Annotated in this window: 15 protein-coding genes; 8 read left to right on the top strand and 7 right to left on the bottom strand. The window is 53.9% G+C overall.

What is annotated here, in order from left to right:
* Positions 1–244: 244 nt before the first annotated feature.
* Entirely contained in the window at positions 245–1,021 is a 777-nt protein-coding gene (locus KXG62_RS15025; protein ID WP_218092808.1) for a class I SAM-dependent methyltransferase, read from the bottom strand.
* A 502-nt stretch (positions 1,022–1,523) separates the two neighbouring features.
* On the opposite strand from KXG62_RS15025, the gene KXG62_RS15020 reads away from it, so the two are divergent.
* The 4 genes from KXG62_RS15020 (at position 1,524) to KXG62_RS15005 (ending at position 6,200) form a co-directional block, all read left to right on the top strand.
* Positions 1,524–2,162 carry a response regulator transcription factor gene (locus KXG62_RS15020; protein WP_218092807.1) on the top strand — a complete coding sequence of 213 codons (639 nt, stop codon included), beginning with the start codon at positions 1,524–1,526 and terminating at the stop codon, positions 2,160–2,162.
* A gap of 189 nt (positions 2,163–2,351) precedes the next feature.
* Positions 2,352–3,497 (top strand): ATP-binding protein, encoded by a 1,146-nt coding sequence (locus KXG62_RS15015; protein ID WP_246627473.1) that lies wholly within the window; start codon positions 2,352–2,354, stop codon positions 3,495–3,497.
* A gap of 158 nt (positions 3,498–3,655) precedes the next feature.
* Positions 3,656–4,657 carry a hypothetical protein gene (locus tag KXG62_RS15010; RefSeq protein WP_218092805.1) on the top strand — a complete coding sequence of 334 codons (1,002 nt, stop codon included), beginning with the start codon at positions 3,656–3,658 and terminating at the stop codon, positions 4,655–4,657.
* A 1-nt stretch (position 4,658) separates the two neighbouring features.
* On the top strand, positions 4,659–6,200 hold the full coding sequence (locus KXG62_RS15005) for an S-layer homology domain-containing protein (protein ID WP_218092804.1): 1,542 nt from the start codon (positions 4,659–4,661) through the stop codon (positions 6,198–6,200).
* A gap of 161 nt (positions 6,201–6,361) precedes the next feature.
* On the opposite strand, the gene lpdA is transcribed toward KXG62_RS15005, so the two are convergent.
* From lpdA to pdhA, 4 genes are read right to left on the bottom strand one after another with little or no spacing between them, the layout of a single operon-like run.
* Entirely contained in the window at positions 6,362–7,777 is a 1,416-nt protein-coding gene (lpdA, locus tag KXG62_RS15000) for a dihydrolipoyl dehydrogenase (protein ID WP_218092803.1), read from the bottom strand.
* Between the two features lie 6 nt (positions 7,778–7,783).
* Complete coding sequence (locus tag KXG62_RS14995; RefSeq protein WP_218092802.1) at positions 7,784–9,106, bottom strand: dihydrolipoamide acetyltransferase family protein; 1,323 nt, start codon at positions 9,104–9,106, stop codon at positions 7,784–7,786.
* A 29-nt stretch (positions 9,107–9,135) separates the two neighbouring features.
* A complete protein-coding gene (locus KXG62_RS14990; protein ID WP_218092801.1) occupies positions 9,136–10,116 on the bottom strand; it encodes an alpha-ketoacid dehydrogenase subunit beta in 981 nt (326 codons plus the stop codon).
* Positions 10,117–10,141: 25 nt separating this feature from the next.
* Complete coding sequence (pdhA, locus tag KXG62_RS14985; RefSeq protein ID WP_218092800.1) at positions 10,142–11,245, bottom strand: pyruvate dehydrogenase (acetyl-transferring) E1 component subunit alpha; 1,104 nt, start codon at positions 11,243–11,245, stop codon at positions 10,142–10,144.
* 480 nt (positions 11,246–11,725) lie between these two features.
* On the opposite strand from pdhA, the gene KXG62_RS14980 reads away from it, so the two are divergent.
* On the top strand, positions 11,726–12,454 hold the full coding sequence (locus KXG62_RS14980) for an alpha/beta hydrolase (protein ID WP_218092799.1): 729 nt from the start codon (positions 11,726–11,728) through the stop codon (positions 12,452–12,454).
* Positions 12,455–12,821: 367 nt separating this feature from the next.
* Here the strand turns inward: KXG62_RS14980 and KXG62_RS14975 are convergent, their stop codons facing one another.
* Positions 12,822–13,781 carry a bile acid:sodium symporter family protein gene (locus KXG62_RS14975; protein ID WP_218092798.1) on the bottom strand — a complete coding sequence of 320 codons (960 nt, stop codon included), beginning with the start codon at positions 13,779–13,781 and terminating at the stop codon, positions 12,822–12,824.
* 169 nt (positions 13,782–13,950) lie between these two features.
* Between KXG62_RS14975 and KXG62_RS14970 the strand changes: the two genes are divergently transcribed.
* A complete protein-coding gene (locus KXG62_RS14970; protein ID WP_218092797.1) occupies positions 13,951–14,883 on the top strand; it encodes a LysR substrate-binding domain-containing protein in 933 nt (310 codons plus the stop codon).
* A gap of 23 nt (positions 14,884–14,906) precedes the next feature.
* On the opposite strand, the gene KXG62_RS14965 is transcribed toward KXG62_RS14970, so the two are convergent.
* On the bottom strand, positions 14,907–15,779 hold the full coding sequence (locus KXG62_RS14965; protein WP_218092796.1) for a lipoate--protein ligase family protein: 873 nt from the start codon (positions 15,777–15,779) through the stop codon (positions 14,907–14,909).
* A gap of 261 nt (positions 15,780–16,040) precedes the next feature.
* On the opposite strand from KXG62_RS14965, the gene KXG62_RS14960 reads away from it, so the two are divergent.
* The gene (locus KXG62_RS14960; RefSeq protein ID WP_218092795.1) at positions 16,041–17,402 is read left to right on the top strand and encodes a phytoene desaturase family protein; all 1,362 of its coding nucleotides are present in this window, start codon (positions 16,041–16,043) and stop codon (positions 17,400–17,402) included.
* A gap of 408 nt (positions 17,403–17,810) precedes the next feature.
* A complete protein-coding gene (locus KXG62_RS14955; protein ID WP_218092794.1) occupies positions 17,811–18,695 on the top strand; it encodes an RNA polymerase sigma-70 factor in 885 nt (294 codons plus the stop codon).
* Positions 18,696–20,150: the final 1,455 nt, after the last annotated feature.

Genomic DNA, 20,150 nt, shown 5'->3' with positions numbered 1-20,150 from the left:
CGTAAAAATGAATCGCTCTCCACCATTTCAGTCGATCGGCAGCACGTCCGAACTGCCAACTACGTCTCCACAAAACAAAAAGCCAGCCACTCTTGATAGGCTCCTCCTCCCCATTTGTAGACAAGTGACATCATAAAACCTGTCTATGAAGCGAAGCGTATCATCTTGGGCTGACTTTATCATACGAAAGCGCCGCGTTACAGCGCTCGTCTATGTCTTCTTGAAAGATACAAAGCTGGCAGCCTCAAACTACTGGCTTTCTCACACGCAGCATCATGTACTTGCCTTCGAAACTGACGAGCTTCCCGTCCTCGGTCTGCAATCCAAGCGCTCGCCGAACGGCAGCCGGCTGCTCCAGCATCATGCGCTCCAGCGCCGCTCTCGGTTCGCCGTCAAATTTCATTCGGTGGCACCAGGATTCGAATTGGAACGTTTTCTGGAATTGAAGCAGCTGTTCTGTTTCCAGTCCGGCCGTCTCCACCTTTCGCAGCCACTCCGATTTTTTCCAAGCTCGGGCATGACTCGGATCGCGCCGCTTCTCGATTTCGTTGTAAAGCTCATCCAGCGCGTCTGCTTCGGCCGCGACATTATCGAGCAGCAGCAGACAGCCGCCGGGCTTGATGACCCGAACCGCTTCGCTCACAAAGGCGTCCACGTCCGGGAAATGATGCGCCGCAATACGGCATACGGCAAGTTCGAACGTATTCGCGGCAAACGGCAGCGCTTCCGCATCCCCTTGGACGAACGCGACATTCGAATGCCCGTTTCGTGCAATGTACGTCTCCGCCGCATGTAATACCTCGGGCGTCAAGTCCAGCGCCGTCAATTGCCCTACCCATGGGGCCACCGTGTTCGCTGCATGTCCTCCACCGGTTGCGATGTCGAGCGCCGCGGCAGGCTGCTCGGCTTTCACCCATGCCTCCAGAATCTCCAGATCGTCACGCGAGGAGTGGATCGGACTGTCCACGTATTCCTGCGCGTTTTTACCGAATTGCTCGAGAACCTTTTTCTTGATATCCATGTACCGCACCGCCTTTATCCTGTTTTTTTTGAAGCAATATGCTGTGCTGCAAATAGAGCATCATGTGCTCGGGGATCGACCTGTTGTCTCATTGAGCTGATGGATTGTATAACTGAAACCTATTCATGAATTAGTTTCATTAAATGAAACTAAATTTCATTTGATAATACAAATTCATCATATTCCAATCATTGCTTTTTGTAAAGTACGCATCGCGTATGTTTCCCGGTGCGTCTTAAATTCGCAGTATGGCGTTATCTCACGGGTAACTGACGCTGCATATTCATTGCGCGGCACCGCCTCTCTCCGCATAACGGAACTCTTCTTCGTCCCGCGCCGCTTGTCGTTTTGATCCAGCAAGCGCCAGTAAGGACAAAGGCTCCTCGTTAGGCACTTCGGACTCAACTGAGGCTCTTGTCTCGATTCGGGACATCGAGTTGGCGACACCTCGAACCAGTGGTAAGATATGAATGGAACATGTCGAGAAAAGGTGTTGAACGTCTTGGAAATTACAATTTTGCTAGTCGAAGATGACCCGGTCTGGAGAACCATGTTAACGAGGTTTCTCAATAACGAGCCTGACTTGCAGGTACTTCAATCCGTCGAAACCAAAGAGGATGCCCTCGCCTTTTGCTCAAACAACAAGGTTGACATTGTCCTCATGGACATCAATCTAACGGACAATAACCTAGATGGCATACAGGCCACACTCGAGTTAAGTTTGAAGAGGAGTTCTGCCAAAGTTATTGCTTTAACTTCGTTAGACAATGAGAAAGTCATCATCGATACCTACACAGCGGGAGCAATTCAGTACGTTAGTAAAAGCGACTTCAGGAAAATTCCCGATGTAATCAGAGGCGTTCTACATTCGACCTCACCGCAAGAGATCCTTGTGAAGGAATTTTTACGCCTTAAAGAAGCTGAGCAATACAGTAAATTGACAGCGGCTGAGAAGGAAATCGTTGTTCTAAGTGAAGAAGGAATCGGACGTTCACAACTCATAGATAAACTAGGCAAGTCAGAAGGTACACTCAAAAACCAAATAACCAGTATCCTCCGTAAATTCAAGGCCAGCTCAATGAAGGAAGTCATCCGAACGATTAAGAGCAGAGGATTAAGTGACAAGGAGCTTGACCGATGATTACAACGTTAATCATCGCATTTGTATTGGCAACCATAATCATAGGGGTCAATCCTCGGAATTCCTCATTAAGGTGGCTCAGCGCTGCTCTATATACGGGAAGCTTTATGATATTGGTTTTTCTCCTCGATCTAAAGTAATCCCGATGCATCCAATTTACTGATGAATACGATGTTCTTCTTGGCAGATGTGACTTTGGCATATACGTTCGGGATGTTTGGTGTTGTATACTCAGAGCTTCTCAGCAGAAAGAACCGACAGAAGCTCATGTCGGCCGGACTGCTTCTAATCTTTATCGTTTGGTTGTTAACCCCTCTTACTCCAACCCGACGTATAAATTATGAAGGGTATAATGAGTTGCCCGTGGTGTGGCTTGTGATCATATTCATGACCTTGGGTGTTGTTCTACTCGTACTTGCGTATTTCAAGGAAAAGCATCCTTTTAGAAAAATTGAAAGATTATTAACGAATCTTTTGATCGTCCCCACCATGCTTTGTATTGCGGGAAGCTACATATTTTATATCTACGAAATCGATTTATTCCAGTATAATTACATTTTTGCGATTGGATTCTTGGTTGTCTTTCTGATGATTGGGGTAAAGCAAGGAGTTCTTGGCGTTAAAATAAAAATTGAAATGTTGAAAGCTGATACTTCATTACACTTATTGAAAGGTGGATCAAGTTTACTTAACCATACGATCAAGAATGAAATCGGAAAGATAGATATACTGCTGCATCAGATACAGCATACCCTTCAAAATAAAGTTGATATGCACAAATCTTCCAATGTTGAACTGGAAGTCGAAGAGATGCTCACCATGGCAGCCGACTCCGTACATCATATCCAAACCATGATGACGAAGATCAACGAGCGGGTTCAGGCCATAGCAGTAAACCTAACAATGGGCAATGTTATGCTTATTACGGAGCAGTGTTTGGAGAAGCTGGAAAGAACAACAGGCGGCGATATCATCATAGTTAGAAATTTCAAATCAGTTCCCGACGTATACCTGGATCCCGTACACATGAAGGAAGTCATCTATAATGTTCTGATAAATGCAGTAGAGTCTATGGAAAATCGAGGGCTCATCACGGTCAGCTTGTCGGAGACCTCCAAGGAAGTTGTTCTTCAAATCGAAGATTCGGGTCAGGGGATTTCCAAGGAAACGCTTCGCACGATCTTTGATCCGTTTTTTTCTACCAAGAAGATGAAGAATCACTATGGCCTTGGCTTATTTTACTGTAAAAATGTCATGAAGAAGCATAACGGCTTCATCCACGTAGAAAGTGCCTTAGGCAAAGGAACAAGCTTTTATATTCATCTTAATAAATAAATAGACGAGAGTGAGTCGTTCCCTTTGGAGAACGGCTTTTTTACATGAAGTCCTATATTAAATAGGACTTACGAACCATATATCTCCTGTGTTATATTAAATCCACTTCGAAACATGAGGAATTATGTCGAAATCCAACCAAAAAAGGAATGAGATCCGTGAATTTAGTAGCAAAAGCGTTTAAGAAAGCAGCTGTAGCAGCCGTATTATCAACTTGTCTGATCAGTTCGTTAGCGACACCGACATCTGCAGCAGTTACCGAGTCCAGTGTAACTTCCAACAATTTGATCGGGAACAACCTGCAATTGCAATTTAATGTGACTTCGAATGTTTTGAACGAAAATATGATTACTCTTTCATGGGATGCCGCGGCTTCCCAAAAGGCGAAGAAAGACGTTAATGCGAAGAAGGACGTGGGACAAGACGTCACTTATTACGTGAACCCGGGCACTGAGATTACAGGAGGCAATGTTGCAGCGCAAACCGTCGGAGTCCTGCTGGAGGTTCCTGCCGCTAGCGCATCGGCAGTGAGCAGCTTAACCGTCGGCGGCGTGCCTGCGCGATCTTTCACAGTAACGGGAAGCACCTATTATGTATTACAAGAAGGACTTACGATAGGATCCGCTACCCTAGCGACCTCGGGCACATTTAATGTCACCTTCAATACAACGGCCGGAGCGCCCTTTTCCGCCAAATTGATCGCGGTAAAGGATAACGCAGCGCCCAGCTCGGTTCCATCCGATATTTCTTTATCGGTGTTTCATCCTTATTGGGTAACTGCTGGTAAAACACCCATACCTATGGGGATTGGGGCCAAATTACAGTACAGCTCTACGGACGATGTTGCGAATGGAGTGCTTACGATCGATTTGAGTAAGGGGATAAACAATCTTATTTTAGTCGGTAATGAGTATGGTACTTATTCGTATGGCTCCGGGACTGCACCCATCACAGCACAACATTATAACCCTGTAACAAAAGTCCTGACCTTGCCGATTTCATCTGTGAATTCAAGCGGAATTCATGATATTATTCTGTACAATCTTACTTACTCCGGAGCTCAACAATTCGATGTGACTGTTAAGATGGATTCGGATGGAGAAGGAACACAATTTTCGGAAACTGAGAAGACAATGACCTATTCCAGAGCTTTAAGCTAAAATGAATACGCTGATGAACAAACTCACTCAAAGGCTAGCAGTAGTACTGCTATTTCTCATTTTTCTCGGCATACCGGAGTTTGGCTTGGCTGCGGTTGAAGAACAGACTGTCGCTCCCGAATCTATTGTCTCCAATCAACTAGAAATGTCATTTATCGTATCAGAACCAGTACAGGACAACGATACCTCTCCTGATGTAACCGAAGAGATTTCTGTTATTGTGGATACGGGCAATGGTTCGGTGGTATCCTCCGCTGCGATCAAACGCACAATGAATACCGATGGAACCAAAAGAGATGAAGTCACATTCAACGCAGATCAAGCCAAGGAAACGGTTGAGAATGCCAAAGCATCCGGACAAAAGACTGTACGTATCGTGATACCAGATCCGAACGACGAAGTATCACAGCTTGATATTACGATCCCTCGGGAATCAGCTGCTGAGTTAGCAAGCAGCGGATTAAACCTCGAGATCTATACGGATAATGCCAAAATCGTCATTCCTAACGACTCACTGCAAGGATTAACGGATAATCTGTACTTCCGAGTAGTTCCGATCAAGGATGAAACACAGCGCACCGAGGTCGAGGAACGGGCCAGAGTTGAACAGATGGTGAAAGAAGTCGCTGGCGATAACCGTATTCAAGTTGTTGCCCGTCCAATGACCATCGAAACGAATCTTTCCAGTCGAGCGGTTGATATCGTACTGCCCTTACGGAATGTTACGCTGCCTACAGACGAACAAGAGCGTGAAGCCTTCTTAGCTGACCTCGTTATTTTCATCGAGCATAGCGATGGCGACCGTCAGTTGGTAAAGCCTGAAGTGGTCGACTATTCGGGCGGTCAGCTGGGGTTGAAATTCGGAGTTAATAAATTCAGCACCTTTACCATTCTGAACATGGAGGGATGGGGAGAGTACCTTAAGACAAAGGAAGCGTCGAAGCATCATGATGCTTATATGGAAGGATACCCTGATCAAACGTTCAAGCCTGATAGAGGGGTCAGCCGAGCGGAAATGGCGATGATTCTGTATCGTATTGAGGCTGGAGCAACACGCGAAGATGGCCATGACCTCATGTTCTCGGATGTATCTGCAAATCATTGGGCACAGCCGGCGATCCGCTATGTAAGCTCCAAAGGTCTTATGGTTGGTTACCCTGACGAAACATTCAACCCGGAACAGTCCATCACAAGAGCGGAGATGGCCACAATCGTAAGGCACTGGCTGGAATTGCAAGAAGATGCGAATGCGACCTTTAATGACACCTTAGGTCATTGGGCAGAGAAGGACATCTCCAATGTCCAACAAGCAGGTATAATCGAAGGCTTGCCTGACGGTTCTTTCCAGCCTGATAAACCGCTGACTCGCGCCGAAGCTGTCACAATGATGAACAAGATCCTAAAACGCGGTTCACAAGATTGGACAATCTCCACGTGGCGTGATGTACCGTCAACCCATTGGGCATTAAAAAATATTGAGGAAGCGTCACATCCGCATCAATTCACTAAGAACATAGATGATTCCGAGTCGATAGTAAAATAAAGTGTTCAGCTCTCGTCCAAGTTGGGGTATTCTCAACTTGGACTTTGCTTTGTAACGCGACAACCCCACAAACACAACAAAAGCCCGCGGATGAGCCGTGCGGGCAGACTCCGAAATGGAGTCCCGGCTCATCTATGCGGGCTTTGCAACAACCATTTGTTTTACTTGCCTAATACATGGATCGGATGGCCCAGTGCGCCTTCGGCCGCGTCCATCGTAATTTCCCCAAGCGTCGGATGCGCATGAATCGTGAGCGCGATATCTTCCAAGGTCGCGCCCATCTCGATGCCGAGCGTCAGCTCCGCGATCAGATTCGACGCTTCCGCCCCGACGACTTGCGCGCCGATCAGCAGGCCGCTGTCTTTGTCGGCGACAAGCTTCACGAAGCCGTCCGTCGCGTTCATCGACTGCGCGCGTCCGTTCGCGCCGTAAGGGAACTTGCCAATGACAACGTTAATGCCTTTCGCCTTCGCTTCCGTTTCGCTCAAGCCGACGCCGGCAATTTCCGGATCGGAGAAGACAACGGCCGGGATGACCTTGTAATCCACGACGCTAGGCAGCCCTGCGATCGATTCGGCGGCTACCTTCGCCTCGTACGAAGCTTTGTGAGCGAGCGCCGGACCTGGCACGATATCGCCGATCGCATAAATATGCGGCACGCTCGTCTGGCCCTTCTCGTTCACCTTGATCAGACCGCGTTCGCCGACTTCCACACCGGCGAGCTCGAGGGAAAGATCGCCGTCCGTATTCGGGCGGCGTCCAACCGTGACAAGCACGTAGTCGGCCGTTACTTTCTTCTCTTCGCCTTTGACCGTGTAAGTCACCGTCACGTCGTTATCCGTCTGCTCGCAGCCTTGTGCCAGCGCTTCGGTGACGATCTCGACGTCGGACTTCTTCAAGTTGCGCGCTACGAGCTGGGACAGCTCCTTCTCGAAGCCCGGAAGGATCGAATCGGAGCCTTCGAGTACGGTGACCTTCGTCCCGAACTTCGCGAACGTTTGGCCCAGCTCGATGCCGATGTAGCCGCCGCCGATAACGACCATGCTCTTCGGAAGCTCGGACAAGCTGAGCGCTTCCGTCGAAGACAGGATGCGTTTGCCGAACGGGAACGCCTTGAGCTCGATCGGCCGGGAGCCGGTCGCGATGATGCAGTGGTTGAAACGGTAGCGAGCCGTTTCGTTATCGTTGAACACGCGGGCTTCATGATCGTTGATGAACAGCGCCTCGCCGTTAAACACTTGAATTTTGTTGCCTTTAAGCAGCATACCGACGCCGCCGGTTTGCTTTTTGACGATGCCGCTTTTCCACTCCTGCACTTTAGCGAAATCGACTTTTACGTTGTCGGCTACGATGCCGATCGATTCGCCATGCTTGGCCACCTCATATTGATGCGCCGCGGAGATCAAAGCTTTCGAAGGAATGCACCCGCGGTTCAAGCAGACGCCGCCGAGCTCGGCTTTGTCTACGATCAGTACGCTTTTGCCGAGCTGGGCGGCACGAATGGCCGCCACATACCCGCCGGGACCTGCGCCGATGACGAGAACGTCAATTTCAACCGATGCGTCTCCAACTACCATAGCAGGTTACACCTCCATGACAAGCAGTTCCGGATCGGCCAGCAACTGCTTGATATAGTTCAAAAAGTTTTGCGCTGTCGCGCCGTCGATAATCCGATGGTCGTAGCTCAAGGAGAGCGCCATGACCGGAGCGATGACGATCTCGCCGTTTTTCACCACCGGCTTCTCCGTAATACGTCCGGTGCCGAGGATCGCCACTTCCGGGTAATTGATGACCGGCGTGAAGAACATGCCGCCTGCCGAGCCGATGTTAGTGATCGTCAGCGTGGAACCCCTCAGCTCGCTCGGACCGAGCTTGCCGTCGCGTCCGCGGGTAGCCAAATCTTTGATCGCTTCGGCGATCGTCCAAATACTTTTGCGGTCCGCATCCTGGATGACCGGAACGATGAGACCTTGCTCCGTGTCCGTTGCGATTCCGATGTTGTAGTACTTCTTGTACACGATCTCTTGCTTCTCTTCGTCGATCATCGCATTCATCGCCGGGTATTGGCGCGCTGCCGCAACCAGTGCCTTCACGATGAACGGAAGGTAAGTCAGCTTGACGCCTTTCTTCTCGGCGACCGGCTTGGCCTTCTCGCGAAGCTTAACGAGCAGCGACACGTCGACCTCGTCCATATGCGTCACATGCGGCGCCGTATAGACGCTCTTGACCATCGCGTTCGCGATCGCCTTGCGGATGCCCTTCAGCGGCACGCGCTCTTCGACGCGCTCGCCGCCCACAGCCGCAGCCGCGGTGCTTGCAGCCGCTGCTGGTTTTGCTTCGGCTGCCGGTGCAGCAGCCTCAGCCGCTGCAGGCGCCGCTTGGCCGCCGCCTGCGGCAAAGCCAAGAACATCTTCGCGTGTCACGCGGCCGTTCCGGCCGGTGGCAGACACGTCAGCGATGTTCACGCCCTTCTCCCGCGCGAGCTTGCGCACGCTCGGCGTCGCGAGCACAACCCGGCCGCTTGGCGCGGCGGGAGCTGCTGCCGGCGCAGATGCTGGAGCCGCCGGTGCAGATGCAGCCGGTGCGGCAGGCGCTGCCGGAGCCGGAGCCGCCGGCGCTGCAGCGGCTTCATGTCCGTGGCCGCCCGCTTGCTGCGGCACTGCGCCTTCCACTTCCATAATCGCGATGACGTCGCCGATCGTGCAGACGGTGCCTTCGCTCACTTTCAGCTCAACGATTTTACCGGCAACCGGGGAAGGTACTTCCACGGTCGACTTGTCGTTTTGCACGTCCATCAAAATCGTTTCATCGTTCACGTTATCGCCCGGCTTCACATGCCATTTGACGATCTCGCCTTCATGAATGCCTTCGCCCAATTCCGGGAATCGATATTCGAATGTAGCCATTGCTTCTCACCCTCCTTCGCTTCTTTATATTAAAAGTCCAGTACTTTATTTAATCCCGCGACGATGCGGGCCGGATTCGGAAGCCATTGATCCTCAACCTGCGCAAAAGGATACACCGTATCCGGAGGCGTAACGCGGAGCACCGGCGCTTCGAGGTGAAGGATCGCCTTCTCGTTGATTTGCGCGATCACTTCCGCCGCGATGCCGGCCGTTTTTTGCGCTTCCTGCACGACGATCGCGCGGTTTGTTTTTTTGATCGACTCGACGATCGTGTCGATATCGAGCGGTATCAGCGTGCGCAGGTCGATAACTTCGACTTTGGCGCCGCGGGTTTTCTCGATTTCTTCCGCTGCCTTCAGCGAGGTGTGCACCATCGCGCCGTACGTAATGATCGTGGCGTCAGAGCCTTCGCGCACGACGTTTGCTTTGCCGATCGGCACCGTGTATTCGCCTTCCGGCACTTCCGCGCGGAACGAGCGGTACAAGTTCAGATGCTCCATGAAGAAGACCGGATCGTTGTCGCGGATCGCGGAGATCAACAGTCCCTTCGCATCGTACGGATTGGAAGGTACGACAACCTTAATCCCCGGCGTTTGCACCATCAGCCCTTCAAGCGAATCGGTATGCAGCTCGGCTGCCTTTACCCCGCCGCCGAACGGCGTGCGGATCGTAATCGGCGCGTTGTAGCGGCCGCCGGAACGGTAACGCAGACGCGCAGCCTGAACGGCGATCTGGTCGAACGCCTCGAAGATAAAACCGATGAACTGAATTTCCATAATCGGACGGAAGCCTTGCGTCGCCATCCCGACAGCCATCCCGCCAATAGCGGATTCGGCCAGCGGCGTATCGAATACGCGATCCTCGCCGAACTCGCCTTGCAGCCCTTCCGTCGCGCGGAACACCCCGCCCACTTTACCGACGTCTTCACCGAATATTACCACGTTAGGATCGCGCTGAAGCTCTACACGCATCGCGTCCTTGATCGCTTGTATCATAGTCATTTGTGCCATGGCTGATTGTCCCTCTCCTTTTCCTCTACGCTAAGTAGTCCGCTTTTTGCTCTTCCAGATGCGGCGGCGTCGTTTCGAACATGCTGTCGATCAAGCCCGGAACCGTCATTTTTTCCGTTTCTTCCGCTTTCTTGATCTGCTCGGCAACCGTGTTCTTCGCGTCTTCTGCGACAGCCGCTTCTTCCGCTTCCGACCAGAGGCCTTTCTTCGTGAGGAACTCGCGGAAACGATGCAGCGGGTCTTTTTGCTCCCATTCAGCCGTTTCTTCTTTGGTGCGGTATTTGGACGGGTCGTCGCCGGACATCGAGTGCGGCAGGAACCGGTACGTAATCGCTTCGATCAGCGTAGCGCCTTCTCCGTTGCGGCCGCGCTCGGCAGCGTCCTGAACCGCTTTGACGATCGCCAGCACATCCATGCCGTCAACCTGCACGCCTTTGATCCCTGCGGCAACCGCTTTATGCGCAACGGATTCTGCAGCCGTTTGCTTGGAGAACGGCGTCGTAATCGCATAGCCGTTGTTTTGCACGACGAAAATCGCAGGCAGCTTGAACGCGCCGGCAAAGTTCAGGCCTTCGTAGAAATCGCCCTCGGAGGAGCCGCCGTCGCCCGTATACGTAATCGCTACGCGCTTCTCGCCCTTTTTCTTGAATGCCATGGCAACGCCCATTGCATGCAAAATTTGCGCGCCGATAATGATCTGCGGCATAAGAACGTGCACATCGGCAGGAATTTGTCCGCCATGCTGATGGCCGCGGGAATATAGGAACGCCTGGTACATCGGCAGACCGTGCCACACGATTTGCGGCATGTCGCGATACCCCGGGCAAATAAAATCGTCTTTATTGAGCGCAAATTCGCTTCCCACCATCGTTGCTTCCTGTCCGGAAACCGGTGCGTAGAAGCCGAGACGGCCTTGACGGGTCAAGTTGACCGCGCGCTGGTCCCATGTACGGGTGAACACCATGCGTCTCATGATTTCTTTCATCTGCTCATCGGTGAGCTTCGGCATTTCATCGGGATTCACTACAGTACCATCGGTCGCCAGTACGGACAAAGGCTTCACCGCTTGAACAAACACTTCATGCGGCTTGCTCGCTTCTTGTACCGCCACTTCATACGGCTTGCTCATTTCAATATTCACCTCAACGATAGATTTGGATTGGAATGTCGAAAAATCAGACTTTCTGTTATAGTAGTATTATAAACCTGTTTTTGTTCCAAGCACAAGAACTTACTTGAAAAATATGATTTTGTCCCATGAATAGAACTATAACAGTTTTGTAAATTATATAGTACAGTTTAAGAAAAACGACAAAACTATTATAATACAATACCTGCAAACCGGACGTTTCGCGCATCGTTCTCATACGCTGAATCCGTCCGAAAAAGCCCGGCGCATCAACCTTGGCCACAGCGGCTTGCCGTTTTGTCCGCCGCAGATCCTTGGAGAGGAAGCAGACGTTCCTCGAACCGCGCCTTCCATTATTTTCAACAACTGCGGCTGCGCTTTGATCTGTTGCGGGCTTCCGTTTGCACGGAACCATAGCTGCCGCGGCAAGCAAATATGCTGCGCGTCCGAAGCCAGCGTACCTTACAAGGAGGAATTCCATTGGATGACCAGCATTATTATAAAAGAACGATTGTCAAAGAGGCCGTACCTTCCGCCGTGCTCGGCAGCTCCCGATCGGTTCGGGTCTGCTTGCCGCCAGGGTATAACGAGCTTTTGTCGTACCCTGTCGTTTATTGCCAGGACGGCGAAGACTTTTTCAATTTCGGGCGCATCGCCACGACGATGAACCGTCTTATTTTCGACGAAGGCGCAGAGCCGGCCATCATCGTCGGGGTCGATGTCGACAAAACGATCCGCACCTCCGAATATGCGCCGGAAGGCGAGCGGTTCGCCGCGTACTGCCGTTTTTTCGCCGAGGAGCTCGTTCCTTATATTGAGGGCAGGTATCCGGTGCGCCCTGCCGCCGCAGAACGGATTGTGGCGGGAGACTCGCTGGGGGCGACGGTTTCCCTGCACCTCGCCTTAGATTATCGTGACCTTTTTTGCAACGTTATATCCTTATCCGGCGCATTTTTACAATCGACGCGGGACCGCATCGAACAGGAAACGGACTTGTCCTGGTTAACGGTCGTTCAACTGATTGGCACGGACGAAACGGAAGTGAACACGGAACGGGGCACATTCGATTTTCTTGCGGAAAACCGTGCGACAAGACTGGCGCTGGCCGCCAAAGGCTGCTGTCCCGAATATACGGAGAAGCCAGGCAAACATATTTGGGGCTTCTGGCAAAAGGAGCTGCCCTGGATGCTCCAGCGTTTTTTGGGATGAACGGGCGGAATGCGATTCGTCCGGGCAGCGGCAAGGAACCCGTTTGTTTCCTTGGCAGGCGGCGGAAAAGCGCAAGCGGTGTTGCCAAGGCATCTGCCATAGAGCAGCGAAAGGGCGTCGTCATAACGACAAAGCGCAAAAAACGCTTCGACACCGCATTAGGGCGGGATCCGAAGCGTCTCTTCAATGTAATAAGGCCAGCCGGATGCGTAATCGGTTCGGCCTCTTTTTTATGAATCCACGGCTCTGGAATGGCGGGTAGTGCAGCGCGTGCCCGCCGATCTGACGGCGATAGTCTCGCAGACCGGCACACTGGCAGGCTGGTAGACTAATCGTCCAGTCTGGCATAGGCTCGCATTCAGCTGGTTCAGCTTAAGACGGTCTGCCGATGGCGCGGCGTCCGCAGCGGAACAGAGCTCAATATGACCGCGGCCAGACTGCCCAGCGTCAGGTTGCACACCATATTCGCCATCGAAGCCAGTCCGGCGAGCGGGCCGAACGCATCATTGGCGAGGACGGTGGATAAAGCCGTATTGCAAATGCCCACTTCGAACAGCATCGACCTGCATTCCGCATCGCCGCAGCCGATCCATACCGCGTAAGCATACCCCGCAGCCATCTGCAGCACAATTTGCAAGCTCACCGCCGCGAACAGTTTCGGCAGGACGGAGGCATGCTGCAGCAGCGAACCGCTGCCCCCGGCGGCCACGCCGATGACGACCACGTACAGTGATAGGGCCGACAGGATCGAAGCGTACGGCTTCATCGCCAGCCCCGCTCGCGGAACGAAGCGTTGCAGCACCATGCCGGTCATAAGCGGCAGGAACACGATCTTCATCATCTTCCATAGAAACGACCAAAAATCGAAATGAACGGCGGAGCCGATCAGCCATTTGGCTAACAGCGGCGTCAGCAGCGGGCCGACCAGCGTATCGAAAGCCGACATCGTAATGCTTAGGGCCAAATCGCCTCGCCCGATCAGCGCATTCAGATTCGCCGACGTTCCGCTCGGAACGATGCCCGCCATCACGATGCCGTAATAAAATTCGGAAAAACCGAAGAACAGCAAGCCGACCGCTACGGAAACCGCCGCCCCGATCAGCCATTTGCCTAGCGAACCGAGCAGCGGGATTTTGGGATGCTTGAGCAGTCCGCCGAGGCGGCTTCGGTCCATCGTCAATCCCATCAGAAACAACACCAGTCCTAACGCGGGACCGGTGGCGCTCCCCCAACGGACGAAACGTTCGGAAAAAAATACGCCTGCCGCCGCAAAGACAATAATCCATGCCGGCATCAGACGGGCAATAACGATAGTGGCAATTCTCATGGTGTATGACCCCAATCGGCAGCCGCGGGATAACCGCCTCACGGCTGTAGTTTTGTTTTGGTTCCGCGAAACATAGTACCTAGTATAATGCTGCATTTTTTATGTGTAAAATGAATAAAACGAATATATAATATAGCTATTATCTATATATAAAAAGAGGCGAAATCGGTTGGATATCCGGCATTTGCAATATTTTGTAGAAGTGGCCAAGCATCGAAGTTTCTCCAAAGCGGCCGAGAAGCTGTTCGTTTCGCAGCCGACGATAAGCAAAATGGTCAAAAACCTGGAGGAAGAGGTTGGAACAGACCTGCTGCTGCGATCGACGAAACGAAAATTGGAGCTGACGGACGCGGGACAAGTCGTCTTCCGGCAAGGCCAGGCGATCCTTCAATCGCTCCAGAGCATCGCCAACGAGCTGGACGCGATAAAAAACAGGAAGACAGGGACGATCCGGCTCGGCATTCCGCCGATGACAGGGGCGCGGTTTTTCTCCAAAGTCATCTCCGGCTTTCACCAAAAATACCCCGGCATTCATATTAAAATTATCGAAGACGGGTCGAAAAGTCTGGAGAAGGAGCTGCAGCAAGGCGAATTGGATCTGGCCGTTCTGGCCCTTCCCGTTAGTCTGGACGCGTTCGACTGCATTGCCATCGTCAATGACGACCTGCAGCTTCTCGTCCATCCCTCGCATCCGTTTTCCGCGCATGAGACGGTAACCCTCTCCGATCTTCGCTGCGAATCCTTCATCTTGTTCCGGGAAGGATTTCATCTGCACGAGGTGATTCCGGCGGAATGCCGGAAGGCAGGGTTTGAACCGACGGTCATTTGCGAAAGCTCCCAGTGGGACTTCATCAGCGAAATGGTCGCGGAAAACTTCGGCATCGCGCTGCTGCCCGGCACCATATGCCGGCTGCTCGATCAGGACAGAGTCAGGGCCATCCCCTTAATCGAGCCGTCGATTCCATGGCATTTGGCGATCAGCTGGCAGAAGGATCAGTACTTGTCTTACGCTTCGCAAGAATTCATCGCGTACACCTGCGAAAGCTTGCAAGTCCCCCGGCAGCCGCGCAGCGCAAAAAGAGCAGGAGCCGCGGTCGATTGACCGCCCGGCTTCCTGCTCGCCATTTACTGTTTGATCCCGTACCGCGTTCGCAGCGTATCGATCATGTCTACCACCTGCTGCCGGCCCGGCAGCCACAGCCGCTCGGCTGCGGACTGCAAGCCTTCCTGCGTCTGACGCTGCCGAACGACCCGCTTCACCGCTTCGGCGAACTGTACAGGCGCCTGCGCGCCGTCCAGCCCGGCCACCTGCTCCAGGCTGGCCATGCTGCCGGCCGATACTTGCGGGAAGCTCGCAGCGGATGAGGCTGTTACGGGCATGACAGCGTCCCCCGCGGCTCTTTCATAAAAGCCGCGCGCCAGCTCCGCCCTTGCCTCGCCGGAGCCGGATGCGACGATGAATGCCTGCACGACATAAGCATGCGCCTGACGGCGCTGGGCAATGCCGCAAAACTTGCGCCCGCGGATGGACAAGTCGTAATCTCCGGGACAGTACGCCCCCTGAATTTCTCCCTTATCCACGCCTGCACCCGTTTCCCGCAGCGCCTCCCGGATGAGCTCGTACATCCGTTCGAAATCTTGATGAAAGTCGATGTCGCCCTGACGCACCTTCGGCAAGACGAGCGATACGTTGACCACGCCGAGATCGAGCGGAACCGCCGCGCCGCCGGAATTGCGCACCGCCACCGTATAGCCCTGCGCTTCCAGCCATGAAGCCGCTTCGGCCGCTCCCGGCAGACGGCTGTCCCGCAGGCCCATCACGAACGCACGGGGGTGTCTCCATAGATGAAGCAGCGGGGCACCGCCCTCGCCGACATGCCGGCATAGCAGTTCCTCCAGCGCAAACGGGTACAGTACATCCGTCTCCCCGAAATCTCCGCTTCGGTCCAAAATGAGCATGCGGCTCAATTGTTGATCCCATGGCTGCTGTTCACTCATGATCCTCTGACGCCTTCCTTCCGTTTCCGTCCTGCAAGTTATTCACATTTTAGTAAGCGCGGCGCGAAATAGCAAGCTTTTCATGCTACTATATAGTTAATTCGACGCCTCCCGGTAACTCGTTCGATCGCCCGTGCGATGCGCTGCAACCTGCACTTGGGACCCACACACTGGCAAGTTTCCCCTTAGTTAAGAAGCGGGGTCACAAAATAGGAAGCTGCTCCGTCTTATGTACATTAACGTGCAAAGGGTGGAACGAACATGAGCGCAAACGCGAATTGGAGTGCCGATTGGGAACAGACGCATTGGGATGCCGTCATTATCGGAGGCGGGTTAGCCGGTCTTACGGCCGCTGTCCTGCTTGGCAGCCAGAAAAAACGGGTGATCGTCCTTGAAAAAGCAACCCGGCTCGGCGGCCGGGCGCAGACGACGGAGCGGGACGGCGGCCTGCTGAATCTCGGCCCTCATGCCCTTTATCAGAATGCGGAAGCAAGCCGCATCTGGAACGCGCTCGGCATCGAGCCCCAGGGCAAGCCGCTTGCCCTGCAAAACGCCCAGCTGATCGAGCAAGGCCAATTAACCGAGCTGCCGGGAAGCCCTTGGAAGCTGTTCACGACTTCCCTGCTTGGCTTCAAGGAAAAGACGGAGTTCGCCGCCTTCTTCGCCGGGCTTGGCCGCATGGATACGGCTGCGTGGGACCGGACCTCGCTTGCCGATTTCCTTCATGCCCGTATCCGCAGCGTGAAGGTACGCGAGCTGCTGACCATGCTGGCCCGCTTGTCTACCTATAGCGCGGATCCGGCCAAGATCAGCGCCGGTACGGCGCTTCGCCGCATGAGCCGCGGCGGCGTGCTCTATCTCGACGGCGGCTGGCAGTCCGCCGTCCGGCAGTTGCGCGAGCGCGCCGAGCAGCTCGGCGTTGTCATCGCCGCCGGCGCGCAAGCGCTCGCCGTCGACGGGGCGCTGCCGCAGCTGCGCGTGGCGCTGGCCGGGGGCCGCGCGCTCCGCGCAAGCAGCGTGCTGGCCGCCGCTGGCCCGCGAGAGACGGCTGCGCTGCTCGGCGACGGCGCTTCCGCCCCGCTGCAAGCCGCCGCCGCCGAGCGGCCGGTGCAGGCGGCTTGCCTCGATCTCGTGCTGGCCTCGCTGCCGCAGCCCAGCCGCGGCTTCGCGCTCGGACTCGATCGGCCGCTGTACTTCTCCAACCATTCGCAGGCCGCGGCGCTGACGGATCAGCCGGGCCATGCGGTGGTACATGCCGCCAAATATTTGAGCGTCGACGAAGACGCCGACGCGGACCGGGATCTGGCCGAGCTGGAGCACATGCTCGACCTGCTGCAGCCCGGCTGGCGTGATCGCGTCGTCACGCGGCGCTACTTGCCACATGTGACGGTCATGCACGCGCTGCCTACCGCCGATGCGGGCGGGGAACGCGGCCGGCTCGCCTGCGACGGCACCGGCGTTCCCGGCTTTTACGCGGCGGGCGACTGGGTCGGCGGCGAAGCGCTGCTCGTCGATGCATCCTGCGCCAGCGCCAAGACGGCCGCGGATCTCATCCTCGCGCAGCTTCGCGATGTGCCTGATGGCCGCGAGCAAGACGCGGGGTTGGCCCACCGCAGGCGGTAGCGGCCCTCGCCCTTCGCGTACAGCGCAGTTTTAAGCCGTTAGGGGAGCTTCTTGGCCGTGAGATGTCTTTGCCCGCTTCTCAGCCAACTTCTCAGGTGCGCTTCAATCACTATGGCTGCAAGAGAGCCGTCTAGCACCGTACTTTTTCGGCGCTAGACGGCCAGTCTACTCCGCAGGTCCCGTGTTTCTTCGGCGGCAAGTAATCGGTCAACTCCTCGGTTCCCGCGTTTCTTCGGCGGCAAGCAACCGGTCCGTTTCTCGAATCCCGCGTTTCTTCGGGGCAGGCAACCGGTCCGCTTCTCGGGCTCTACTTTCCGCGCTGAAGCTAGTAGTCAGAAAGAGGGTCGCAAGCGCGACGCGGCCATGACGTTTATCGCAATTCGAAATCAAGAAAGGAGCGGCTCCCGCATGTCACAGCCACCCGTAGAACAATGGTATCGAGACTATAAGCCGCTGCTGTTTTCTATCGCCTATCGGATGCTCGGCACGGTGTCGGAAGCAGAGGATATCGTACATGATTTGTTCCTTATGGTTCCAAAGCTGGACACGGATGCGATTTACAACACAAAAGCTTATTTGTGCAAAGCAGTCACCCGGCGCTGCATTGATTACCTGGAGTCGGCTCGTGTGCGAAGGGAGCAGTACGTCGGTCCTTGGCTGCCCGAACCGCTGCTTTATGACACCGCCTCGCCGAGCGACGACCCTTCGTGGCTGGCGGAGCGCAACGACGATATTTCGTTTGCGCTCCTGCTGCTGCTCGAACGGCTGAACCCTACGGAACGAGCGATCTTCGTCTTGCGGCAGGCGTTCGATTACGACTACAAGGACATCGCCGACATGCTCAGCCGCAGCGAGGCCGCCTGCCGCAAGACGTTCAGCCGTCTCAAGGAGAAGCTGGAAACGGAGCGGCCACTCGCACCGCCGAATGAGCTCCGGACGACGGCGCCGCTCGTCCGCGGATTTCTTCAAGCGGTCGATACCGGCGACGTGGAGCAGTTCCTTCACCTCCTAACCGAGGACGCGGTCCTGCTGTCCGACGGCGGCGGCAAAGTACGCGCCGCGATGCGCCCGATCCTTGGCGCCGACCGCGTAGCCGCCTTCCTGCTCGGCGTCAACTCGAAGCGCCCCGACCATATGACCCCTAGGCCGGCTGTTATTAACGGCTCTCCCGGCGTTGTCATGATGTACAACGGCCAGCCCTACAGCGTCATGCTGTTCGAACTGCTCGGCCCTCGGGTACATCGCATTTATTTGGTCCGAAACCCGGATAAAATGCAACATGTGCGGGGATGAGCACATGGATATTGGCGGGATGATCATTCAACCCCGATGGTCACATTTTAGCGGATGATGCATTCAGCCTTCTGCGCACTGAATTGAACACCACGCGCAAACATCGAAAGGGGCGCTTCGCCTCACTCCTGGGTGCGATATGATCGGCAACTGCCGCACTCTGGATTGAGGCCGCTCCTTCTTTGCAAGCAGCGCTGAGTTACTCGCTTCTATCCTTGTGTCTACCTGTGCCTATGGGCTGCATGCCTTCACTCCCTACGTAAACTCTGGCACTGAGCACACGCCCCCACCTCCTCGTACATATCCAATGTCTCCGAGCACAACGCCCTCCCTCCCTGCACATACTCATGTCTTCGAGCACACGCCCTCTCTCCCTGCACATACTTCATGTCTCTGAGCACACGCCCTCTCTCCCTGCACATACTCATGTCTCTGAGCACGCCCTCTCCTTGCACAGATCTTTGTCTCTAGGTTACATACCTCCACTCCTCACCCATACATAGTACTGATCGCTTCACCCTCTCGATACATACGTCTCTTAGCAAAATATCTCCCTTCATTTCGCCCACTACGTCTACACGCTTCTAATAGGGGATAACCCATAATTTGTTTGGAAAACCGAACGTTTTTACCCTGTTTTCAGACGTTTATCCAACGGAGTAGTGAAATCGAACAATTCAAAGGGGAAGGCCTCTGAATAGTACGGTTTCCCAATTATTTTCTCATATTGAGCGTTTTTAGTAGAAATTAGTTTGATTTGTGCAATTAATAATCGAGTTCCACGAACTGCGTGGGAGTCAACAAGTTCGAACGAGTTTTATGGGATTCTGGAGTTCCGGGGTTCCGGGGTTCCGGGGTTCCGGGGTTGACCAGTTCAACCAGTTCACCCAATTCGACTCAATCGATGGGTTCGACCGACCATCGTCGCACAGTACCGCCAGGCGCACCTGATTCGCGCACACCGGGGATTCACTGTACCACTGCAAGCCTGCAAACAAATGACCGATTCCCTTCCTGCACCTATGTCCCTTCAAATGCACCATGACCAACCATTTATCAGAAACACGTTATGTTCACCGCTTGCTGCAAAGTGGTCAACAGGCCTTCGGCACGAAGAAGACGAAGGGCCAAACGAACCCGCTTCGAAAAATAAAAAAAGAGGAGGCGCTCAGCCAATGTCATTAAGTTAAACTCAGAGACAAGATCGTGAATAGCAAATGAATCTGAAACGGCATGGGGAAAATATCCTGTGCCGTTTGTTTTTTGTGGGCAAGTAAGAAAAAAATGTACAGCAAACAAGCGGATGGACGATCCGCTAAAAAAAATGTTCAGATGAACCGAATTATGCTACTCTGTAAACGAAGCTAACGGCTGATTTATAACGGATTTTACGCGTATTCTTCTGTCCCGGTCGAATGGGTCGAATCGGTAAAATGTTTTTACGAATCAGCGCTT

This window comes from Paenibacillus solanacearum (assembly GCF_910593845.1).
In the GTDB taxonomy this organism is placed as follows: domain Bacteria; phylum Bacillota; class Bacilli; order Paenibacillales; family NBRC-103111; genus Paenibacillus_G; species Paenibacillus_G solanacearum.
This window is presented reverse-complemented; position numbering and strand designations above follow the sequence as displayed.

What these genes read in the sequence shown, in the direction of transcription:
- KXG62_RS15025 (WP_218092808.1), bottom strand. Translation starts at nt 1,021, where the DNA reads ATGGATATCAAGAAAAAGGTTCTCGAGCAATTCGGTAAAAACGCGCAG.
- KXG62_RS15005 (WP_218092804.1), top strand. Translation starts at nt 4,659, where the DNA reads ATGAATACGCTGATGAACAAACTCACTCAAAGGCTAGCAGTAGTACTG.
- lpdA (WP_218092803.1), bottom strand. Translation starts at nt 7,777, where the DNA reads ATGGTAGTTGGAGACGCATCGGTTGAAATTGACGTTCTCGTCATCGGC.
- KXG62_RS14995 (WP_218092802.1), bottom strand. Translation starts at nt 9,106, where the DNA reads ATGGCTACATTCGAATATCGATTCCCGGAATTGGGCGAAGGCATTCAT.
- KXG62_RS14990 (WP_218092801.1), bottom strand. Translation starts at nt 10,116, where the DNA reads ATGGCACAAATGACTATGATACAAGCGATCAAGGACGCGATGCGTGTA.
- pdhA (WP_218092800.1), bottom strand. Translation starts at nt 11,245, where the DNA reads ATGAGCAAGCCGTATGAAGTGGCGGTACAAGAAGCGAGCAAGCCGCAT.
- KXG62_RS14975 (WP_218092798.1), bottom strand. Translation starts at nt 13,781, where the DNA reads ATGAGAATTGCCACTATCGTTATTGCCCGTCTGATGCCGGCATGGATT.
- KXG62_RS14965 (WP_218092796.1), bottom strand. Translation starts at nt 15,779, where the DNA reads ATGAGTGAACAGCAGCCATGGGATCAACAATTGAGCCGCATGCTCATT.
- KXG62_RS14960 (WP_218092795.1), top strand. Translation starts at nt 16,041, where the DNA reads ATGAGCGCAAACGCGAATTGGAGTGCCGATTGGGAACAGACGCATTGG.
- KXG62_RS14955 (WP_218092794.1), top strand. Translation starts at nt 17,811, where the DNA reads ATGTCACAGCCACCCGTAGAACAATGGTATCGAGACTATAAGCCGCTG.